Annotated in this window: 20 protein-coding genes; 12 read left to right on the top strand and 8 right to left on the bottom strand. The window is 64.6% G+C overall.

Going from position 1 to position 18,884, the window contains the following annotated elements:
- The 3 genes from VGH68_RS21895 to VGH68_RS21885 all read right to left on the bottom strand — a co-directional run.
- On the bottom strand, positions 1-552 hold a 552-nt coding region (locus VGH68_RS21895; RefSeq protein ID WP_331605802.1), incomplete at its 3' end, for an FAD-binding protein.
- A complete protein-coding gene (locus VGH68_RS21890) occupies positions 549-842 on the bottom strand; it encodes a (2Fe-2S)-binding protein (protein WP_331605801.1) in 294 nt (97 codons plus the stop codon). The genes VGH68_RS21890 and VGH68_RS21895, both read right to left, overlap by 4 nt.
- Complete coding sequence (locus VGH68_RS21885) at positions 835-1,956, bottom strand: FAD-binding oxidoreductase (protein WP_331605799.1); 1,122 nt, start codon at positions 1,954-1,956, stop codon at positions 835-837. Before VGH68_RS21885 ends, VGH68_RS21890 begins: the two co-directional genes overlap by 8 nt.
- Before the next feature lie 126 nt (positions 1,957-2,082).
- Between VGH68_RS21885 and VGH68_RS21880 the strand changes: the two genes are divergently transcribed.
- Entirely contained in the window at positions 2,083-3,021 is a 939-nt protein-coding gene (locus tag VGH68_RS21880) for a LysR substrate-binding domain-containing protein (protein ID WP_331605798.1), read from the top strand.
- Positions 3,022-3,089: 68 nt separating this feature from the next.
- Here VGH68_RS21880 and VGH68_RS21875 read toward each other — a convergent pair whose 3' ends face one another.
- Positions 3,090-4,043 (bottom strand): LysR substrate-binding domain-containing protein, encoded by a 954-nt coding sequence (locus VGH68_RS21875; protein WP_331605797.1) that lies wholly within the window; start codon positions 4,041-4,043, stop codon positions 3,090-3,092.
- 157 nt (positions 4,044-4,200) lie between these two features.
- Here VGH68_RS21875 and VGH68_RS21870 point away from each other — a divergent pair, with 157 nt between their 5' ends.
- From VGH68_RS21870 to treA, 10 genes are all read left to right on the top strand, one after another.
- The gene (locus VGH68_RS21870) at positions 4,201-5,268 is read left to right on the top strand and encodes an ABC transporter substrate-binding protein (protein WP_331605796.1); all 1,068 of its coding nucleotides are present in this window, start codon (positions 4,201-4,203) and stop codon (positions 5,266-5,268) included.
- Between the two features lie 69 nt (positions 5,269-5,337).
- Positions 5,338-6,417: an ABC transporter ATP-binding protein gene (locus VGH68_RS21865; RefSeq protein WP_331605795.1), complete on the top strand. Its 1,080-nt coding sequence runs from the start codon at positions 5,338-5,340 to the stop codon at positions 6,415-6,417.
- Positions 6,404-7,276 carry an ABC transporter permease gene (locus VGH68_RS21860; protein WP_331605794.1) on the top strand — a complete coding sequence of 291 codons (873 nt, stop codon included), beginning with the start codon at positions 6,404-6,406 and terminating at the stop codon, positions 7,274-7,276. The genes VGH68_RS21865 and VGH68_RS21860 overlap by 14 nt, the downstream gene beginning before the upstream one ends.
- 14 nt (positions 7,277-7,290) lie before the next feature.
- Positions 7,291-8,088, top strand: a complete 798-nt coding sequence (locus VGH68_RS21855; protein ID WP_331605793.1) for an ABC transporter permease — start codon at positions 7,291-7,293, stop codon at positions 8,086-8,088.
- The gene (locus VGH68_RS21850; RefSeq protein WP_331605791.1) at positions 8,085-9,221 is read left to right on the top strand and encodes an FAD-dependent oxidoreductase; all 1,137 of its coding nucleotides are present in this window, start codon (positions 8,085-8,087) and stop codon (positions 9,219-9,221) included. The genes VGH68_RS21855 and VGH68_RS21850 overlap by 4 nt, the downstream gene beginning before the upstream one ends.
- Positions 9,222-9,229: 8 nt before the next feature.
- Complete coding sequence (locus VGH68_RS21845) at positions 9,230-9,610, top strand: (2Fe-2S)-binding protein (protein WP_331605790.1); 381 nt, start codon at positions 9,230-9,232, stop codon at positions 9,608-9,610.
- On the top strand, positions 9,600-11,006 hold the full coding sequence (locus VGH68_RS21840; RefSeq protein ID WP_331605789.1) for an FAD/NAD(P)-binding oxidoreductase: 1,407 nt from the start codon (positions 9,600-9,602) through the stop codon (positions 11,004-11,006). The genes VGH68_RS21845 and VGH68_RS21840 overlap by 11 nt, the downstream gene beginning before the upstream one ends.
- Positions 10,999-12,171, top strand: a complete 1,173-nt coding sequence (locus VGH68_RS21835; RefSeq protein ID WP_331605788.1) for an FAD-binding oxidoreductase — start codon at positions 10,999-11,001, stop codon at positions 12,169-12,171. Before VGH68_RS21840 ends, VGH68_RS21835 begins: the two co-directional genes overlap by 8 nt.
- 78 nt (positions 12,172-12,249) lie before the next feature.
- Positions 12,250-12,603, top strand: a complete 354-nt coding sequence (locus VGH68_RS21830; protein ID WP_331605787.1) for a RidA family protein — start codon at positions 12,250-12,252, stop codon at positions 12,601-12,603.
- Between the two features lie 273 nt (positions 12,604-12,876).
- Positions 12,877-14,598 (top strand): alpha,alpha-trehalase TreA, encoded by a 1,722-nt coding sequence (gene treA / locus VGH68_RS21825; protein WP_414696970.1) that lies wholly within the window; start codon positions 12,877-12,879, stop codon positions 14,596-14,598.
- A gap of 289 nt (positions 14,599-14,887) precedes the next feature.
- On the opposite strand, the gene argE is transcribed toward treA, so the two are convergent.
- Genes argE through VGH68_RS21805 form a run of 4 tightly spaced genes read right to left on the bottom strand, consistent with a single transcriptional unit; the run spans position 14,888 to position 18,503 of the window.
- Positions 14,888-16,051 (bottom strand): acetylornithine deacetylase, encoded by a 1,164-nt coding sequence (gene argE / locus VGH68_RS21820; protein ID WP_331605785.1) that lies wholly within the window; start codon positions 16,049-16,051, stop codon positions 14,888-14,890.
- Complete coding sequence (locus tag VGH68_RS21815; RefSeq protein WP_331605784.1) at positions 16,044-16,721, bottom strand: DUF1028 domain-containing protein; 678 nt, start codon at positions 16,719-16,721, stop codon at positions 16,044-16,046. The genes argE and VGH68_RS21815 overlap by 8 nt, the downstream gene beginning before the upstream one ends.
- A 10-nt stretch (positions 16,722-16,731) precedes the next feature.
- Positions 16,732-17,169: a RidA family protein gene (locus VGH68_RS21810; protein WP_331605783.1), complete on the bottom strand. Its 438-nt coding sequence runs from the start codon at positions 17,167-17,169 to the stop codon at positions 16,732-16,734.
- A complete protein-coding gene (locus VGH68_RS21805; protein WP_331605782.1) occupies positions 17,169-18,503 on the bottom strand; it encodes an NAD(P)/FAD-dependent oxidoreductase in 1,335 nt (444 codons plus the stop codon). The genes VGH68_RS21810 and VGH68_RS21805 overlap by 1 nt, the downstream gene beginning before the upstream one ends.
- Positions 18,504-18,714: 211 nt before the next feature.
- Between VGH68_RS21805 and VGH68_RS21800 the strand changes: the two genes are divergently transcribed.
- Positions 18,715-18,884: LysR family transcriptional regulator (locus tag VGH68_RS21800; RefSeq protein WP_331605803.1), on the top strand; the 170-nt coding region annotated here is incomplete at its 3' end.

Here is an 18,884-nt window from a genome sequence, read left to right as displayed (position 1 = left end):
CGCGAACAGCCACAGCAGCGGCCCGCTGCCGGCCAACACGGTCCGCTCGGGCGGCGCGAGACCTGCCGACTTGAGCAGCGTCTGCGCCGCGCCGACGCCCATCACGCCCGGCAGCGTCCAGCCCCGCACCGGCCACGGGCGCTCCTGCGCGCCGGTCGCAATGAGGACGCCGCGCGCATGCACGGCGAGCGTGCCCGTTGCGCCGGAGCCGCTGGCCGCGTCGGCCGGATGTGCGCGCGTGAGCATTGCCACGACCTCCGTGACGCCCGTATGCGACTCGTGCGCGATCTGCCAGACGAGCGTCTGCGGCAGATACCGCGCGCCGCATGCGCGAAACCGCTCGATCAGCGGGCGTCCCGCTGCATAGTCGTTGCCCAGTGCGGCAGTGCTTTGGAGCGGCGACGTCGCCGCATCGCGGTAGATCTGGCCGCCGGGCACATGGCCCTCGTCGGCGACGATCACCGACAGGCCGCGCACGCGCGCCTCACAGGCTGCCGCCATCCCCGCCGGACCGGCGCCGACGATCAGCAGATCGCATCGGATATCCGTCACGCGAGCCTCGCGTTGGCATGCATCGAGCGCACGCGCATGCCGTCCGCGACGCGCGTCATGCAGCCCTGCCTATTCGGCACGCCGTCGATTTCGACGAGGCACTCGAAGCACACACCCATCATGCAGAACGGCCCGCGCGGGGCGCCGGAGACGGCCGACGAACGGCACGTCAGTTGCCCGCTTGCGAGCAACGCCGCGGCGACCGTGAAATGCGCGGGAACGCGCAACGGGGTGCCGTCGATTTCGATACCGACGCTCGCATCGGATCTCAGCGGCAAGACTTCAAACATGGCTTGCTCCCGTCGCATCCGCCACCGGTTGAAAACGCGCGGTGACGAACGGCTCGATCATGCGCGGACGCGCGCCGCCCGCAATCCACGGTGCGAGCGTTTCCGCGTGCGCGGCGGCGAGCGTCACGCCGCTATGGCAGATCGCGATGAACGCGCCCGGAAACGATGCCGATTCTTCGTAGACGGGCAGACCGTCCCGCGTCATGATCCGCAGCGCACCCCATGCCCGCACGATGCGCGCATGGGCGAGCAGCGGAAACGCCTTCGCAGCGCGCCGCGCGATATCCGCCATCACCCCGCGCGTGGTGCCGTCGTCGAAGCCTACGTCTTCCGCCGAATCGCCGAGCATCACGGAGCCTTCGCGCGTCTGCCGCACGACCAGCGTCGGATAGTCGAGGAACGGCGCGAGGCGCTCGGTCACCATGATCTGTCCTCGCAACGGCGAGATCGGTGCGTCGAGGCCGACCATCGGCGCGAGCCGCGCATTGCCGAGCCCCGCCGCGAGCACCACCCGCCCGGCTGTCAGCGTGCCCGCGGCGGTGACCACCTCGAAGCGGCCCGCGCGCGGCAGCACCTCGCGCACTTCGTCATTTGGCCGATACACGCCGCCCAGCGCGATAAATGCCTGTTGCAATGCGCGCAGCGTGTAAAGGGGGCTCGCGTGGCCGTCGTTACGCGAATACAGCGCGCCCGCCAGTTCCGGCGATACGGCCGGGATGCGTTTGCGTAACGCGGTCGGATCGAGCACTTCGTAGTCGAGCCCCGCGTCCTGCTGGCGCAACGATTCGAGCAGCGTCTGTCCTTTGTCGAGTTCCTCAAGCGTTTCGCACAGTTCGATGCCGCCTGGCCGCTCGAACCCGACGCCGACGCCGGTTTCGTGCAACAGTTGCGCCGCGAACGCCGGCCAGCGCTCCGACGAACCGAGCGACCACTGTGCGTACGGCAAGCAGCGCCCGCCCTTGCCCTGCACCCACACCAAGCCGAAATTTCCGCGCGCCGCCCGATAAGCGCTGTCGGCGCCGTCGCACACGGCGACGCGCACGCGCAGGCGCGCGAGCCCATAGGCGATGGCCATGCCGACGAGGCCGCCACCCACGACCACGATGTCGAACATGTGGGTGTTTGTGTTATGGATACCAGTCACGATGCGAAATAGCTTGGAAATGCTGTCGGCCGTAGCATCCGGCTGGCAAAATACGGCGTCAAATGCCGTTTTTTTCATCGCCTATACGCCAATGTTATGAGCTCGACTGACCTCAAGATCCGACAGGTCGAAGCGTTTCGCGCGCTGATCCAGCGCCATACCGTGACACGCGCCGCGCAGTCGCTTCACGTATCGCAGCCGGCCGTCAGCCGGCTGATCGCGGATTTCGAGGAAAGCGTGGGATTTACGCTGTTCGAACGCCAGCAGGGAAGGCTCGTGCCGACAGCCGAAGCACGCGTGTTATACGAGGAAGTGGAACGCGCGTTCGTCGGTCTCGACCTGATCGGTCACGCCGCGCAGCAGATACGCGCGATGCGACGCGGCTCGCTGCGTGTGGCAGGATCGCCCGCCATTGCACTCGAACTGCTGCCCGCTGTCGTCGCGCAGTTCGTCCACGCGCATCAGGGCATCGATGTGACATTGTTGACGCATAGTGCGAACACGGTCGTCGATATGGTGGCGTCGGGGCAATGCGACGTCGGCTTCATCGCCGAAGCGATTCCGCATCCGGCCGTGCGGCCGGAACGGCTAACGGATGCGTCGATGCGCTGCATCCTGCCGCTTACGCACCGGCTCGCCAGCAAGCGTGTGCTGAAGCCTGCCGATCTGCAAGGCGAGCCCTTCATTTCCTTTCCGCGTTCGTTCGATGCGCGCGCGGCGATCGACCGTCTGTTCGTCGAGCACGGCGTGCAGCGTCAGATGACGCTCGAGGCCCAACTGTCGCAGACGATCGTCGCGCTCGTCGCCAATGGCGCAGGCGTCGCACTGATCGATCCCGTCACGGCTGCGTACGCGAAACCTCGCGTGGCGGTACGCCCGTTCCGGCCGGAAATTCGCGATCCGCTCTACCTCGTGCATTCGGTGACGCAGTCGCCTTCCGGCATCACCGCGCTTTTCTGTGCTCAAGCCCGCGAGGCATTGACGCGGCTCGTGGGGCAGCACGAGGCACTGCCGCGCGTTGCCGCAAAAGAATGACAGGACGATGCGGCATCGCGATGTTGCTCCGCGCGTCGGGTCCGCGACATCGATACCTGTATCGACCATCACGCGTTAGCTGACGAACGCGCCCCGGTGCGCGCTTTCCCTCCTCCAGCCAGCGGCGCAACTTGCGCCAGCAATTCCCCGTGCAACCCCCGCAGCACCTCCACGAACGCCGATGCGAGCCGCTCACGCGGCCGGTGCGGCGGAAACAGCAGATAGGTCGGAAACAGTGTATCGGGCAGAAACGGCCGGATCGCGATATCGGGTCCGGCAAAATCACGCGCGACGATCGGATGCGCGAGCGTCACCCCCATCCCATGCCGGACCATCTCGCAGCACATCGCGGTGTATTGCGCCTCGATCGCCAGGATGCGCTGCACGCCCGCGCGTAAAAATACTTCGTCCATCGACGCGCGCGTGCCATCGCCATGACACAGCGAGATAAACGACTCACCCTCCAGGTCCTCCGGCTTGATGACACGCTTATTCGCCAGCCGATGCTTGGCGGGCATCACGCAAACCGCGGCCACATTCGATAGTTGCTCGACGTCGCACTCGGACGCCTCGCTGACATACACCGCCACCCCGAGATCGCAGAACTGCGAAGCGGTCCAATGGTTGACCGTGGCCGATGTATTCACATGCAGCGACACGGTCACGTCCGGGAACAGTTCGACAAACCGCTTGATCGCATGCGGCACCAGCGTCATACCCGCGGACGGCATCGCGGCGATCCGCAAACGCCCGCTACCGAGATTGCGGATCTGCGCCGCGGCATTCGCCAATCCCTGCAAGCCGACGAACGCGCGCTCGACTTCGCGAAAAAACGCCTCGCCTTCGCTGGTCGGAATCAGGCGCACGCCGCTGCGCTGGAAAAGCTGCAAGCCCGTGTCGCGCTCCAGCTGGGCAATCAGCCGGCTCACGTTCGGCTGCGATGTGAAAAGCGCCTTGGCGGCAGCGGTCATCGACCCCGACACCATCACCGCGCGAAACGCCTCGATGTGCTTCAGATTCATGCGTGTTCTCCCTGGTGGGGTCAACCTTAGTCCATATCACCCATGCATAGGTCGGTATTTTATTCGTATTGGACGGCATGACTGGTGCGAACCAAACTGGATTCTATCGACGGGCCGCCGGGCCTGCCGCCCCACACCGGAACTGGAGATCGTCGTCATGAAAAGAGCGTTGCATCGCCGTTTGTGCGTCCCCTCGCGTGCCGCCATCGCGGCCGTTGCGTTCACCTCCGCGCTGGCCGTGCCGTTGCTCGCGCAAGCCGAAACCACGCTGTACGTGGCCAACGTCGGCGGCTCGAACGAACAGATCTACCGGCAAAAAATCATCCCGGCCTTCGAAAAGGCGCACGACGTCAAGATCGTCTACGTCGCGGGGAATTCGAGCGATACGCTCGCGAAGCTGCAGGCGCAAAAAGGTCACCAACAGATCAACGTCGCGGTGATGGACGACGGTCCGATGTATCAGGCGATGCAACTGAACCTGTGCGCGAAGCTCGACGACGCCCCCGTGATGAAAGACGTGTATCCGCTCGCCAGGCTCGGGCCGACCGCGATCGGCGTGGGCATGGTGGCGACCGGCATTGGCTACAACGAGGAAGCGTTCAAGAAAGCCGGCCTGCCGCCACCCGATTCATGGAAGGCGCTGACCGACAGCCGCTTCAAAGGCAAGCTCGGCGTGCCGCCGATCACCAACACGTATGGCCTGCATACGCTGGTGATGCTCGCGCGGATGGACGGCGGCGGCGAAAAAAATATCGACCCAGGCTTCGCCGCGATGACCAAACAGGTCGCGCCGAACGTTCTCTCCTGGGCGCCGACGCCCGGCGAGATGGACGGCCAGATGCAGGCCGGTGACGTGATCCTCGCGCCGTACGGCAGCGGTCGCGCGGTGGCGTTGCAGAACACCGGCTTCCCGCTCAAGTTCATCTACCCGAAGGAAGGTGCGGTCGCGTTGCAGGTGGCCGCGTGCGTGGTCGCGGAAAACGCGCAGCCACAGTTGTCGCAACAGTTCGTGCAGTACCTGTTGAGCCCCGAAGTGCAGCTGCTGCAGGCGCAAGGCATGGGCCTCGGTCCGGTCAACAAGACCGTGAAGCTCACGCCCGAAGTCGCCGCGCGCGTCCCATACGGAACGGCGCAGGTCTCGAAGCTGACCGCGATGGACTGGGCCACGATCAACCAGCATCGCACCGAATGGACGGAGCGCTGGAACCGTACTGTCGAACGTTGATGCCGGGCATTGCATCGGTCTCCGGCAAGTTCCCCGCGCGGCGCGCGATCTGATCAAGGAGCGAGGCGTATGGCCTTTCTGACTCTGCAACGCATCTCGAAGCGTTACGGCGATTTCACTGCGATAGAGCAGCTCGATCTGTCCGTCGAACGTGGGGAACTGCTCGCGTTGCTCGGGCCCTCCGGCTGCGGCAAGACCACCACGCTGCAGATGGTCGCGGGCTTCATCACGCCGACCACCGGGCGAATCATGCTGGACGGCCGCGACATCACCCACGAACGTCCCGAAAAACGCGGCATTGGCGTGGTGTTCCAGAGCTACGCGCTGTTTCCTCATATGACGGTGGCCGGCAATGTCGGCTTCGGTCTGGAGATGCGCAAGGTCCCGCGCAAGGAGCGGGAACAGCGCGTGGCCGAAGCGCTTTCGCTGGTGCGTCTCGATGCGCTCGGCCATCGCTATCCGAAGGAGTTGTCAGGCGGCCAGCGCCAACGCGTGGCGATCGCGCGCGCGATTGCGATGCAACCCGAACTGCTGCTGCTCGACGAACCGATGTCGAATCTCGACGCAAAGCTGCGCGAGGAAATGCACATCGAACTGCGCGCCATCCAGAAACGTCTCGGCATCACGACGATTCTCGTCACGCACGACCAGGTCGAAGCAATGACGATGAGCGACCGGATCGCCGTGATGCATCGCGGCGTGATTGCGCAACTGAGCACCCCATACGACGCGTATGAGCGCCCCGCCACGCCGTTCGCTTCCACCTTCCTCGGCCGCACCAACGCGTTGGCGGGCGAGGTGCTGCGCCACAATCCGCGTTGCGCGGAAGTGTCGGTGGCGGGCACCACGCTGCACGTCCCGCACGAAGGGCGCCATGTGAACGGCTCGGTGAACGTCTACATCCGGCCGGAGAAAGTGCACCTCGCGAATGGCGACGCCCGCGTGCGTGGCCGCATCACCACGCGTGTTTTCGTCGGCAATCAGTGGCTGCTCGAAGTGGAAACCGAACTCGGCCGGCTGCGCGTCGCGCAGCCGAACCTGGGCGCGCCGCCGCCCGACGAAGGTCACGAAGTGGGGCTTGCATGGACCGACGACGACCTGCGCGTCCTCACCCAGGACGACCCGGAGCGCGCTCATGGCCACGCTTGACGACGCCCGCCCCGGTGCCGCGCCGTGGCTGCTGTCAGCCCCCGCGCTGCTGCTCTTCGCCGGTCTGCTGCTGGTGCCGCTGCTGCTCACGCTGATGCTGTCGTTTCGCGTCTTCAGCGACACGGCCGGCGTCACGTCGGCCTATACCCTCACGAATTACTGGCAGGTGATCAGCGATCCGTATTACGGCACGATCTTCCTGCGCACCGCGGGTCTTGCATTCGCCGTCACGCTGCTTTCCATCGTGCTCGGCGTGCCGGAAACCATCGTGCTTGCCCGCATGAAGCGTCCGTGGCAGTCGCTGTGTCTGCTGGTCGTGCTCGGCCCGCTGCTGATCTCGGTGGTGGTGCGCACGCTCGGCTGGCAAATCCTGCTCGGCAACAACGGCGTGCTGAACAACCTGCTGCAGTCGCTGCACATCACGAGCGAACCGGTCCGCCTCGTGTTCACGATGACCGGCATGATCATCGCGCTCACCCACGTTCTGGTGCCGTTCATGGTGATGTCGGTGTGGGCCACCATGCAGAAGCTCGATCCGCAAATGGAATGGGCCGGCCGCTCGCTCGGCGGCTCGCCGTTCAAGGTGTTTCGCCGCGTGGTGCTGCCGCAGATCATGCCGGGCGTGCTGTCCGGTTCGATCATCGTGTTCGCGTTGTCGGCCTCGGCCTTCGCAACGCCCGCGCTGATCGGCGGGCGCCGCCTGAAGGTGGTCGCCACCGCCGCTTACGACGAATTCCTCGGCACGCTCAACTGGCCGCTCGGCGCGAGTATCGCGGTGCTGCTGCTGATCGCCAACGTGGCGATCGTGATGGGCTGCAGCCGCCTCGCCGAGCGCCGCTTCCAGCACATCTTCGACTGACAGGAACAGCGACCATGAAACAGAACGGCATGCTCGGGCTCGTTTATAACGCGTTGTTCCTCGCCTTCATCATTGCGCCGCTCGCGGCGGTGATGCTGGTCGCCTTCACGGATAAGGGCTACATCTCGATGCCTTTCGATGGCGCGTCGCTACGCTGGTTTCGCGCGATCCTCCAGAACGACGACATCGTCTCGGCGTTCTGGCTCTCGGTGCGGCTCGCGTTCGCGTCGGCGACTATCGGCGTGATCCTGGCGGTGCCCGCCGCGCTCGCCATCGCGCGCTATCGCTTCGCGGGCCGCGCCGCGCTGACGAGCTTCTTTCTGTCGCCGATGATGATTCCCGCTGTCGTGCTCGGCATTGCGTTCCTGCGTTTCCTGTCGCTGCTGAATCTGTCGGGATCGTTCTGGTCGCTGGTCTGTGCGCACGTGATCATCGTGCTGCCTTACGCGCTGCGGCTCGCGTTGTCGTCGGCGGTCGGGCTCGATCGCGATGCCGAGCGTGCGGCGCTGTCGTGCGGCGCCAGCCGCTTCACCGCGTTTCGCCGCGTGGTGCTGCCGATGATCCGCACCGGCGTCGCGGGCGGCTGGGTGCTGTCGTTCATCCAGAGTTTCGACGAACTCACGATGACCATTTTCGTCGCGACGCCCGGCACCACCACGCTGCCCGTCGCCATGTACAACCAGATCGCGCAGACGATCGATCCGCTGGTCGCCTCGGTGTCGGCGGTGCTGATCGTCGGCACTGTCCTGCTGATGATCGTGCTCGATCGGATGGTGGGACTCGATCGCATTTTGATCGGAGAAGCCCGATGACATTGACAAGCACTGCCAGCCCCGATGTGCTGGTTCTGGGCGGCGGCCTCGTGGGTTCGGCCGTGGCCTACGGACTCGCCCGCGAAGGCGCGCGCGTCACGGTGCTCGACGAAGACGACGGCGGCTTTCGCGCGTCGCGCGGCAACTTCGGCCTCGTGTGGATTCAGGGCAAGGGCTACGGACTGTCGCCGTATGCGCGCTGGTCGCGCAGTTCGGCCACGCGCTGGCCGCTGCTGGCGAAAGCGTTGCTGGACGAAAGCGGCGTGGACGTCGCGTTGCGCCAGCCCGGCGGCTTCCATTTCTGTTTCAACGAAGCCGAACTCGCCGAGCGCGACAAACGTCTGTCGACGCTGCAAGCGGCACTCGGCGATTACCCGTATCAGATGCTCGATGCCGCCGAGGTACGCGCACGGATTCCGCAGATCGGCCCGGACGTGATCGGCGCAAGCTATACGCCGATGGATGGCCATGTGAATCCGCTCAAGCTGCTGCGCGCGCTGCATACCGCGATGCAGGCGCGTGGCGTGCAACTGGTATCGGGTGAACGCGCCGAACGGATCGAGCCGCAGGCGAATGGCTTCGTCGTCCACGGCAAGCGCGGCGCTTATCGCGCGGCGCGCGTCGTGCTCGCGGCCGGGCTTGGCAATCGCGCACTTGCGCCGTTCGTTGGCCTGAACGCGCCGGTCGCGCCCAATCGCGGCCAGGTGCTGGTGAGCGAGCGGGTCGCCCCGTTTCTCGACTACCCGACGCTCAACGTGCGCCAGACCGACGAAGGCACCGTGCAGTTCGGCGATTCGATGGAGGAAGTCGGCTTCAACGATTTCACCACGACGCATGTGCTCACCGACATTGCCCGTCGCGGCGTGCGCGCGTTCCCGATATTGCAGCACGTGCGGCTAGTGCGCATGTGGGCCGCGCTACGCGTCTACAGCCCCGACGGTTTTCCGATCTACGACCAGTCCGCGCGGCATCCCGGGGCCTTTGTCGTCACTTGTCATAGCGGCGTGACACTCGCGGCCGCGCATGCGCTGCGCGTCGCGCCGTGGATCATGGGCGCGCCGATGCCCGAAGAACTGCCCACTTTCTCCGCGCGCCGCTTTGAGGACGTTCGCGAACCGATCCCCGCTCACTGACATCCGACATGACTTCCCAATCGACCCCTACCCTGTTCAAGCCGCTGGCGGGCGCGCAAGACGCAACCGCCGCGAACCTCGACATCTGGTTCAACGATCAGCCACTGTCCGTGCCCGGCGGCCGCTCTGTCGCGGCGGCGCTGCTCGCGTCGGGCGTCTCGCGCTTTCGTGCGACGCCCGTCTCTGGCGCGGCGCGCGCGCCGTTCTGCATGATGGGCGCGTGTTTCGAATGCCTCGTCGAAATAGACGGCGTACCGAGCCGCCAGAGTTGCATGGTGGAAGTAAAGGCGGGTATGCGAATTCGCTCGCAGGAAGGCGCGCGCGATCTGCCGCCCGTCACCCGCACCGATCTGACCGACGCACCGCTGGAGAACGCGCATGGCCGCTGATTTCGCATCCGAATCCGTCGACGTCGTGGTGGTCGGCGCCGGTCCCGCCGGCATGAGCGCGGCGACGCGCACCGCGCGCGCCGGGCTGAAAACCGTATTGATCGACGAACAGGACGCCGTGGGCGGCCAGATCTATCGCGGCATCGGCCGTGCCGATGCGCGTCGCAAGGACATTCTTGGCCCGGACTACGCAGCGGGCTCGGTGATCGCCGACGCGTTTGCCACTTCGGGCGCACGCCACGTGACCAACGCGAGCGTATGGCAAGTCACGCGCGAGCGCGGCGTCAATTATCTGAAGGACGGCAAGATCGGCAGCTTCGACGCGCAGCGCGTGATCCTCGCGAGCGGCGCATTGGAGCGGCCCTTTCCGATTCCGGGCTGGACGCTGCCCGGCGTGCTCACCGCGGGCGCCGCGCAAATCCTGCTCAAGAGTGCCGGTGAAGTGCCTGCCGCGCCGCCGATCCTCGCAGGCTGCGGCCCGCTGCTTTATCTGCTCGGCTGGCAATACGTGCGCGCCGGTGTGCCGATTCGCGCGCTGGTGGATACGACGCGTCACGAAGATCGCTGGCGGGCGAAGCGTCATGTGTTGTCGGCGCTGCGCGCGTGGCCGTTTCTGTCCAAGGGTTTGCAACTGATCCGCACGCTGCGTGAGGCGGGCGTGCCGATCTTCGAGGCGGCCGACGATCTGCGCGTGGAAGCACGCATCGGCACGGATCACGTCGAACGCGCGGCTGCACTGCACTTCACGACGCAAGGTAGCGCGCATCGCCTCGAGGCCGACGTGATCCTGTTGCATCAGGGCGTGGTGCCGAACACGCAATTCACCCAGGCCTTGCGCGCCACGCACCGCTGGGACAGCGGGCAACTGTGCTTCACGCCGCAGGTCGATGCGTGGGGCGAACTCGACGTGCCGGGGATTTTCGTCGCGGGCGATGGCGCGGGCATTGGCGGCGCACAGGCCGCGGCATTGCAAGGCTCGCTGGCAGGCCTAGCGGCGGCCGCGCAACTGGGTGCCATCACCGCCGCGTTGCGCGATACGGAAACGGCACCGCAGCGTCGCGCATTGGCTGACGTGATGAGGATCAGGCCGTTTCTCGACAGCCTTTATCGTCCTCGCGACATCAACCGGATTCCACGCGACGAAACCATTGTCTGCCGTTGCGAGGAAGTCACCGCGGGCGAGTTGCGCAAGTTCGTCGAACTGGGCTGCGTCGGACCGAATCAGGCCAAGTCGTTTGGACGCTGCGGGATGGGGCCGTGTCAAGGCCGCATGTGCGGACTCACGGTGACGGAGGTGATCGCCGACGCACGCCGCGTCTCGCCCGCCGAAGTCGGCTACTACCGCATCCGCCCGCCGATCAAGCCGCTTACGCTGGGAGAACTCGCCGGTGAATGACCTCACCCATCAGCTTGACGCCGATGTTCTGGTCGTGGGCGGCGGCTTGCATGGCACCAGCAGCGCGTTCCATATGGCGCGGCGTGGCGCAAAGGTGATCGTGCTCGAAGCGGATTACGTCGCACGTCATTCGTCCGGCGTGAACGCCGGCGGCGTGCGCACGCTCGGCCGTCCGTTGCCCGAAATTCCGCTCGCGTTGATGTCGCGCGAAATCTGGCACCGCATGACCGATCTGATTGGCGAGGACGGCGGCTTCGTGCCTTCCGGTCAGTTGAAAATCGCCGAAAGCGACGACGAACTCGAAGCTTGCCGCGCGCGCGTCGCGTTGCTCCAAGCGCATGGCTTCACGCACGAGAAAGTGATCGACCGCGAGTCCGTTCTCGAACTCGAACCGGCGTTGGCGCCGCATGTCACCGGGGGCATCTGGGTGGAACGTGACGGCTTCGCGTTGCCTTATCGCACGACCACCGCGTTCCGGCTCGCCGCGCAAAAACTCGGCGCGCGTTTTCTGGAAGGCACGCCGGTGCGACGCATCGAACAGCGCGGCACGCGTTGGTTCGCGATCACCGCGCAGGGCACCTTCAGCGCGGAGAAACTGCTGGTGACCGCCGGCGCGTGGTCGGGCGAACTGGCCAGGCAGGTAGATGAACCGGTGCCGGTGCATCCCGAGGGGCTGATGCTGATGGTCACGCATCGGGTCGCGCCATTCTGTCGCGCGACGCTCGGCGCGACCGGCCGGCCGCTATCGTTCAAGCAGTTCGACAACGGCACGGTGGTGATCGGCGGCAAGCTGATCGGCATTGCGGATCTTGCCAATCGCCACGGCGAAGTCGATTTCGTCCGCCTCGTGCGTAGCGCGCAGACCGTGACCGATCTGTTTCCACATCTGCGCCACCTCGGCGTCAATCGCGCATGGGCGGGCGTCGAAGCTTTCACCGACGATGAACTGCCGGTGATTTCCGCGAGCCGCAAGGCCAGCGATCTGTACTACTCGTTCGGCTATTGCGGCAGCGGCTTTCAGCTGGGACCGGGCTGCGGCAAGCTCGTGTCCGAACTGATACTCGACGGTACGCCTTCCATTTCACTCGATGCGTTCGCCGTGGATCGTTTCGCTGGCGGCGCGTCGTCGCCACGCGCGGCGGCCACGCAACTGGTCGCGCATTAGCGCGCTTCCTTCTTCTTTCCGTCACTCGCGTTGTCACGCGCACGACGGCCTTGTTTGACTTTACCCGGAGAGTTTTTTATGACCGATATCGTTCGTATCGACACCAACCAACGTATGAGCCGCGTCGTCAAAGCCGCGGGCCTCGTATTTATCGGCGGCCAGACTTCGGCCGATCCTACGCCCGATATCAAGGTTCAAACTGCGAAAGTACTGGAGAAGATCGACGGCTTTCTGGAAAAGGCCGGGATCGACAAGACACGCCTGGTTTCCGCACAAGTCTGGCTTTCCAACATTGACCGCGACTTCGCCGGCATGAACGAAGTGTGGGACGCATGGGTGCCGCAAGGCTGCGCGCCGACTCGCGCGACCGTCGAGGCGAAGCTTGCCTCACGTGATCTGCTGGTCGAGATCGCGGTGGTGGCGCTCGGTTGAGCGTGATCTGATCAGCAAGCGTTGTACCCGCGCCGGGCATTGAGCGTGCCTGCGCGGACGCGAAACAGAGTGGACTGACTGAGCGACCGGTTGCGTACATCCAACGCGTGCTCGATATGCTGCGCTGCAGTTGCCTGATGCTTCGCAACCGTGCGATGCTTTCGAGGCCTTTGATCCGGCGATCTCATGCCGGACGCGTATGCCGCATGCAGACGGTATCGAATGGCAAGCTGCGATGAGACCAGTGAACTGCCCAAACACCTTGGAGGCATCATGAGGATCCAGTCACTGTCTCGCAGCCGCGTCACCTCGTCGGGCGACGCGCCTGTCATCGCCGCATCACATCCCGCCTTGGCGCCGCGGCACCGCGTTATGCGTAGCACAAGCAGGCGATTCATGCGGCGCGGTTCGCCGACCGCGATCGGCGCGGCAGGTATCACTGCGCTCGTACTCGCGTCCGTCAACTGCTTTGCCGATACGCAGGTTGGCGGCGCGCTACCGCCCGCACCCGACATTCTGTATGGCGATCTGTTCGTCGCCGTGCAGACCGCGCAGGTCTTCCCCGATCAGAAGACGTTCGTCGACGCGATCCCGAAAGGCAATCCCGCGACTATCGTGCAAATGTACGACGCGCAAAAAGGTCAATCGGGTTTTTCGCTGCCAGCATTCGTGAACGACAACTTCACGCTGCCGGCCGACCAGAGCATCACGCCGCCGCCGAACCAGAGCCTGCGTGATCACATCGACTGGCTATGGAGCGGCCTTACGCGCACGACCACGAGCGCGCCCGACTACAGCTCGCTGATCCCGCTGCCAAAGCCGTACGTGGTGCCGGGTGGCCGCTTTCGCGAAGGCTACTATTGGGACACATACTTCACGATGCTCGGGCTGCAGGAGTCGGGGCGTGAAGATCTCGTCGACGACATGCTCGACAACTTCGCGTACATGATCGACACCTTCGGCCATATTCCGAACGGCAATCGAACCTATTATCTGAGCCGCTCGCAACCGCCGTTCTACTCGTATATGGTCGAGCTCGCCGCGCAGCAGGAAGGCAACAAGGTCTATCAGAAGTACCTGCCGGCAATGCGCAAGGAGCACGCGTACTGGATGCAGGGCGAGAACAGCACGCCGCCCGGCGGCGCGACGCGCAACGTGGTCGTGCTGAAGGACGGCACGGTGTTGAACCGCTACTGGGACGAACTGGATACGCCGCGCGACGAATCGTACCTCGAGGACGTCCAGACCGCGCAGGCGAGTGGCCGCCCGGCCAACGAGGTCTATCGCGATCTGCGCGCGACAGCGGAGAGCGGCTGGGATTTCAGCTCACGCTGGTTCGGCGACAACCAGACACTGGCGACGGTGCGTACGACATCGATCATCCCTGTCGACCTGAACAGCCTGCTGTTCCATCTCGAGACGACAATCGCGCGTGGCTGCAGCGTTACTCGCGACTTTAAATGCGTCGCGCAATTCATCGGGCATGCGACGCGGCGCGCCGAAGGCATCAACCGCTATCTGTGGAACAACAACGGCTACTACGGCGATTACGACTGGCGGCTCGACAAGGTGCGCGACAACCAGACGCCGGCGATGCTGTATCCGTTGATGGCTGCGGTGGCGTGGCCTGATCGCGCGTGGAAAACCGCGCAGACCGTGCAGAACGTGCTGCTCAAGCAAGGCGGGCTCACCACGTCGACCTACAACACGACGCAGCAATGGGATGCGCCGAACGGATGGGCGCCGCTGCACTGGATCGCGATTCAGGGCCTCAAGCGCTATGGACGCGCCGACCTGGCGAAACCGATTGGCACCCGCTTTCTGGCCGACGTCGAAAACGTCTACAAGACGCAGCAGAAGCTGGTCGAGAAGTACGTCGTCGAAGGTGCCGGGGAAGGCGGTGGTGGCGGCGGCGAATATCCGTTGCAGGACGGTTTCGGATGGACCAACGGTGTGACGTTGATGTTGCTGGATCTGTACGGCGACGGGCAATAGCTTAGTTGCGCGCGGCCGGCGACGCTCGTTTCCGGCCATTTGCCGGTGTGGCGATTCGAGCGTCGTTTTTAGCGTCGCTTTTTAGCGGCGCTTAAGCGTTGCCCCGCGTATTGCCGAGGTGCCGCAGTCCGCGGGGGTCGCATTTTCGCGTAGCCGATCGTGTGTTTCTCGATCAACGGCGAAGCATCGCGTTGCGAAGTATTCAAGTTTGTCTCCCTGTTGGCCGGATTCGACGCCTGAGCGCCTGGCTCCAGCCCAATGCCTGCGAATCGTCGCGCCTGCGCATGTCTCACCGCGCGTCCGAAAGGTAATCCACCAAACGAGCCAGCATCGCATCGCAACTGCTCAATTGATCGACGCTGACGAATTCATCCGGCTTGTGCCCCTGGTCCATGCTGCCCGGTCCACAAACCACCGTTGCAATGCCGGCCTGATCGAAAAGGCCGCCTTCGGTGCCGAACGCAACTGTGCCGAACTCGGTAGAGCCGCTAAGCCGCGCCAGAAGACGCGCCGCGTCGCTGTCGGGCGAGGTCGCCAGTCCCGGATAGGCGGACAGCGACTGAAGGCGAATGTCGGTGTTCGACTGCACTGCGCGCATCCTCGGCAGCAGTTCGGATTCGGCGTAGGTCCGCAATTCGTCGGCTACCTGGTCTGCGTCGAAGCCAGGCAGCGCGCGCACTTCGAAGTCGAATTCGCATTCGGCCGGGACGATGTTGAGCGCACGGCCCCCTTTGATCACACCGGTCTGCACGGTCGAGAACGGCGGATCGAATCGCTCGTCGTGATGTTCGGGCTGCGCCAGCTGCTCGCCGATCGCTTCCAGGCGGCCGATCATCCTTGCCGCGTATTGAATGGCGTTGACGCCATACGGCGCATAAGCCGAATGGCAAGGCGCGCCTTTCACCTGACAGCGCATCGCCAGCTTGCCCTTGTGCCCCAGCACCGGCTTCAGTTCAGTCGGCTCGCCGATCAGGCACAACGTCGGCTTGTGCGCACGCCGCTGTAGTTCGGCCAGCATGGGCCGCACGCCGAGGCAACCGACTTCCTCGTCGTACGACAACGCAACGTGCACCGGCTGCTTCAGCTCGCCGTCGAGAAATCGGGGCACCGCCGCCAGCACGCAGGCGATGAAGCCTTTCATGTCGGCCGTGCCGCGCCCATACAGCCGCCCGTCGCGCTCAGTCAGGCGGAACGGGTCGACAGTCCACGCCTGGCCATCGACAGGCACGACGTCGGTATGACCGGACAACACGATGCCGCCGCGCTCACGCGGGCCTATCGTGGCGAACAGATTCGCCTTGGTGCGCTCGGCGTTGTAGAACAGCTCGCCCTCGACGCCGAGCTCCCGCAGGTAGAGCCGAATGAATTCGATCATCTCCAGGTTGGAGTCGCGGCTGACCGTGGCAAAACCGATCAGCCGTTCGAGCAGCGCGCGGCTGGATCTGTCATTCATTGCCCGGCACTCCATAGCTGGGCGCGGCCGTCGGATTCACGGCCCGGGTCAAGTAGTCCTGCATCTGCGGCCGATACGCTTGCCATAAACCGTCGAGTTGGCCGATCGGGTCGTCGTCGATCCAATCGACCCGCAAATCGACGATTGGCCAGCTCACGTCGCCGACGATCTTGAGCGCCGCCGAATGCACGGGCCCCGCTTCGCCGCCCGCAGACATCGCCGCATGCATGGCCGCGAGCAGGCGATCGGCAAGCGTGCCGGGTGCCTGTTCGAACGCCGGAAGCATCGCCTCGATCACCTCGATGCCGGCAAGCATGTTGCCCGCGGCTACGCATTGTTTGCCGGCGGCCGCGTGATAGGTGCCGAGCGCTTCTTTGCCGCTGAAAAACGCGGTGCGCCCGTGCTGATCGATCACCGTTACCTGGCGGTACTCGCTCCACTCGCTCGCGCCGAGCGCACGCTCCAGCGCGGCGGCGGGGTCCAGATGCTCGTGCTCGAGCAGATCGAGGATGTCCGGGCCGAGCGCAGGCAGCGTGACGTTCTGCGTCGCGACCGCGCCTACGCCGGCGCGCAACCACGGGCAGCGAGCGCCCACCGCGATGCTGGACGAACTGATCGCGATCCCAAGCTGTCCAGACTCGGCACAACGTCCGACGATGGAAAATGTCATGTGATGCTCCTTACGTGTTCGGCGGCGTCCATCCATCCGGAATGACCGCGATTACGTCGATTTCCATCAACCACTGCGGCTGCCCCAATGCGACCACCACCAGCCCGGTCGAGATAGGAAACACGCCCTTCAACCACTTGCCGACTTCCTGATAGACCGGCTCGCGGTAGCGGATGTCGGTCAGGAAAGTCGTCGTCTTGACGATGTGAGACAGGTCGCTGCCCGCTTCTTCGAGCAGCTGCCTGACGTTCTTCATCGCTTGCTCGGCCTGCGCACGCGGGTCGCCGATGCCAACCAGGCGGCCTTCGAAGTCCGTGCCCACCTGTCCGCGCACATAGACCGTGTTGCCGGCTCGCACGGCCTGGCAAAGGTCGTTGTCGAGCGTCTGGTTCGGGTACGTATCCTTCGTGTTGAACATGCGGATACGGGTATGGGTAGGTTGGCTCATCAATGCACCTCAACGAAAGAAGAAACGGATTGCGGATTAGACGGGCCTTCGTCGCGGCGGCTCTGCGTGTTGCCTGCCGGGCCGTCGTAGTAAGCCAGATATTTGCGCTGCGTGACGATGTGATCGGCGATGTGCTTCGCGTCGTGCCAGACGCCCCAGATGAAGGCGGACCCCCGGCGCGATAGCCACGGCAGGCCAAGAAAATAGATGCCGGGCTCCTTCGACACGCCGCGCTGATGTTTCGGCTTACCGTTTTCGTCGAACGCGTCGACCTTCAACCAGCCGAAATCCACCGCATACCCGGTCGCCCACACGATCGACGTCACGCCGGCTTGCGCCAGATCGAGATCGCGCAACGGGTGCGTCACGCATTCCGGATCGGCGGGAATGACGCGGGCCTCCGGCTCTTCGGGCAGGTCGAGACCGTTGCGCGCCGCGTACGCGTCGGCCGCGTCCAGCAGCGACAGATAGTTTTCGTCGCCGCGCCTGATGTTGTCCGAGAGATCCGCCTCGAAGGCGACCACGCCGTTATCGATCGATTTCGTCAGACCGACAAGCGTGATGCCTTGATTCGCGAGCCGGCGAAAGTCCACCATATGGCCGCCGCGCGCACCGCTCACCGCGATCGTCACGTGTTCCCTGCCCGGCTTCATGACTTCCGCGTCCCATTCGCCGAGCACGCCGAGCCACCAGCAGAAGTCTCGGCCGCGATAGGCGCGCGGCGGCCGGTCATGCGCGCCGACCGACAGATAGACGCGCTTGCCCGCACGTTGCAGTTCGTCCGCGATTTGCACGCCCGACGATCCCGCTCCCACCACCAATACGCCGCCTGCGGGCAATTGGTCCGGATTGCGATAGGCGGCTGAGTGAAGCTGGGTGAGACTCGAATCGCGCGGCGCGATTGGCGGAATCACCGGGCGCTGGAATGGCCCGGTCGCAACCACCACACGATCGGCCTCGAACAGGCCCGCCGACGTTTCGATGGTGAAGCCCGGGCGCCCCGCATTGCGCACGACCTTCTTCACTTCCACACCGGTGCGGATCGGCGCCTCCAATTTATTCGCGTAGGCGACGAAGTAGTCCGCGATCTGCTCCTTTGACGCAAACGCGTTCGGGTCGAAATCGGCGAATTCGAGATTCGGGAAGCGATCGTGCCATGCGGGGCCGTTTGCAACCAGCGAATCCCAGCGTCCGGTGCGCCATTGCTCGGCAATACGCGCGCGTTCCAGCACGAGATGCGGTACGCCCAGCCTGCTCAAATGTTCGCTCATGGCGACGCCGGCCTGGCCGGCGCCGACCACGAGGGTGTCGATTGACGTTGTTTCCACTGTCATAGCTGCATCCTTGTGAAAAGGCGGAATGTTTCGATTCGCTTCCACGACGGCAGTCGGTCGCTGGGTCGATCGTGTTTCAAGAAAATCTACGCGTCCTTGCAGAATCCGAAAAATATATTTAAAAAATGCATAGCATCGGATTTCCCTATGCAAGGCTTTTTGACCGCGTCACAATTCGCGCATCGAGGATTCAGAGCACGGAGCGTTATCGATGGAGAGTCAGCCGTTGCGCTACTCGTTGCGCCAGTTGCGCTATTTCGTGGTCACCGCGGAAGCCCTATCTTTCACCGCCGCCGCGAAACTTCTGCACATCTCGCAGCCGTCGATCTCGACGGCGCTCGCGGACCTCGAGGTGTCGTTCGGCGTGCAACTGTTCATCCG

Source organism: Paraburkholderia sp., assembly GCF_036488505.1.
Classification (GTDB): domain Bacteria; phylum Pseudomonadota; class Gammaproteobacteria; order Burkholderiales; family Burkholderiaceae; genus Paraburkholderia.
The sequence above is the reverse complement of the archived record's forward strand: the minus strand, read 5'-3'. Positions and strand labels throughout refer to the sequence as shown.

Excerpts from the sequence above, each read along its gene's own strand:
- VGH68_RS21855 (WP_331605793.1), top strand. The coding sequence starts at position 7,291 with ATGAAACAGAACGGCATGCTCGGGCTCGTTTATAACGCGTTGTTCCTC.
- VGH68_RS21815 (WP_331605784.1), bottom strand. The coding sequence starts at position 16,721 with ATGACATTTTCCATCGTCGGACGTTGTGCCGAGTCTGGACAGCTTGGG.
- VGH68_RS21885 (WP_331605799.1), bottom strand. The coding sequence starts at position 1,956 with ATGTTCGACATCGTGGTCGTGGGTGGCGGCCTCGTCGGCATGGCCATC.
- VGH68_RS21880 (WP_331605798.1), top strand. The coding sequence starts at position 2,083 with ATGAGCTCGACTGACCTCAAGATCCGACAGGTCGAAGCGTTTCGCGCG.
- VGH68_RS21830 (WP_331605787.1), top strand. The coding sequence starts at position 12,250 with ATGACCGATATCGTTCGTATCGACACCAACCAACGTATGAGCCGCGTC.
- VGH68_RS21810 (WP_331605783.1), bottom strand. The coding sequence starts at position 17,169 with ATGAGCCAACCTACCCATACCCGTATCCGCATGTTCAACACGAAGGAT.
- VGH68_RS21870 (WP_331605796.1), top strand. The coding sequence starts at position 4,201 with ATGAAAAGAGCGTTGCATCGCCGTTTGTGCGTCCCCTCGCGTGCCGCC.
- treA (WP_414696970.1), top strand. The coding sequence starts at position 12,877 with ATGAGGATCCAGTCACTGTCTCGCAGCCGCGTCACCTCGTCGGGCGAC.
- VGH68_RS21860 (WP_331605794.1), top strand. The coding sequence starts at position 6,404 with ATGGCCACGCTTGACGACGCCCGCCCCGGTGCCGCGCCGTGGCTGCTG.
- argE (WP_331605785.1), bottom strand. The coding sequence starts at position 16,051 with ATGAATGACAGATCCAGCCGCGCGCTGCTCGAACGGCTGATCGGTTTT.
- VGH68_RS21805 (WP_331605782.1), bottom strand. The coding sequence starts at position 18,503 with ATGACAGTGGAAACAACGTCAATCGACACCCTCGTGGTCGGCGCCGGC.
- VGH68_RS21845 (WP_331605790.1), top strand. The coding sequence starts at position 9,230 with ATGACTTCCCAATCGACCCCTACCCTGTTCAAGCCGCTGGCGGGCGCG.
- VGH68_RS21865 (WP_331605795.1), top strand. The coding sequence starts at position 5,338 with ATGGCCTTTCTGACTCTGCAACGCATCTCGAAGCGTTACGGCGATTTC.
- VGH68_RS21840 (WP_331605789.1), top strand. The coding sequence starts at position 9,600 with ATGGCCGCTGATTTCGCATCCGAATCCGTCGACGTCGTGGTGGTCGGC.
- VGH68_RS21850 (WP_331605791.1), top strand. The coding sequence starts at position 8,085 with ATGACATTGACAAGCACTGCCAGCCCCGATGTGCTGGTTCTGGGCGGC.
- VGH68_RS21875 (WP_331605797.1), bottom strand. The coding sequence starts at position 4,043 with ATGAATCTGAAGCACATCGAGGCGTTTCGCGCGGTGATGGTGTCGGGG.
- VGH68_RS21890 (WP_331605801.1), bottom strand. The coding sequence starts at position 842 with ATGTTTGAAGTCTTGCCGCTGAGATCCGATGCGAGCGTCGGTATCGAA.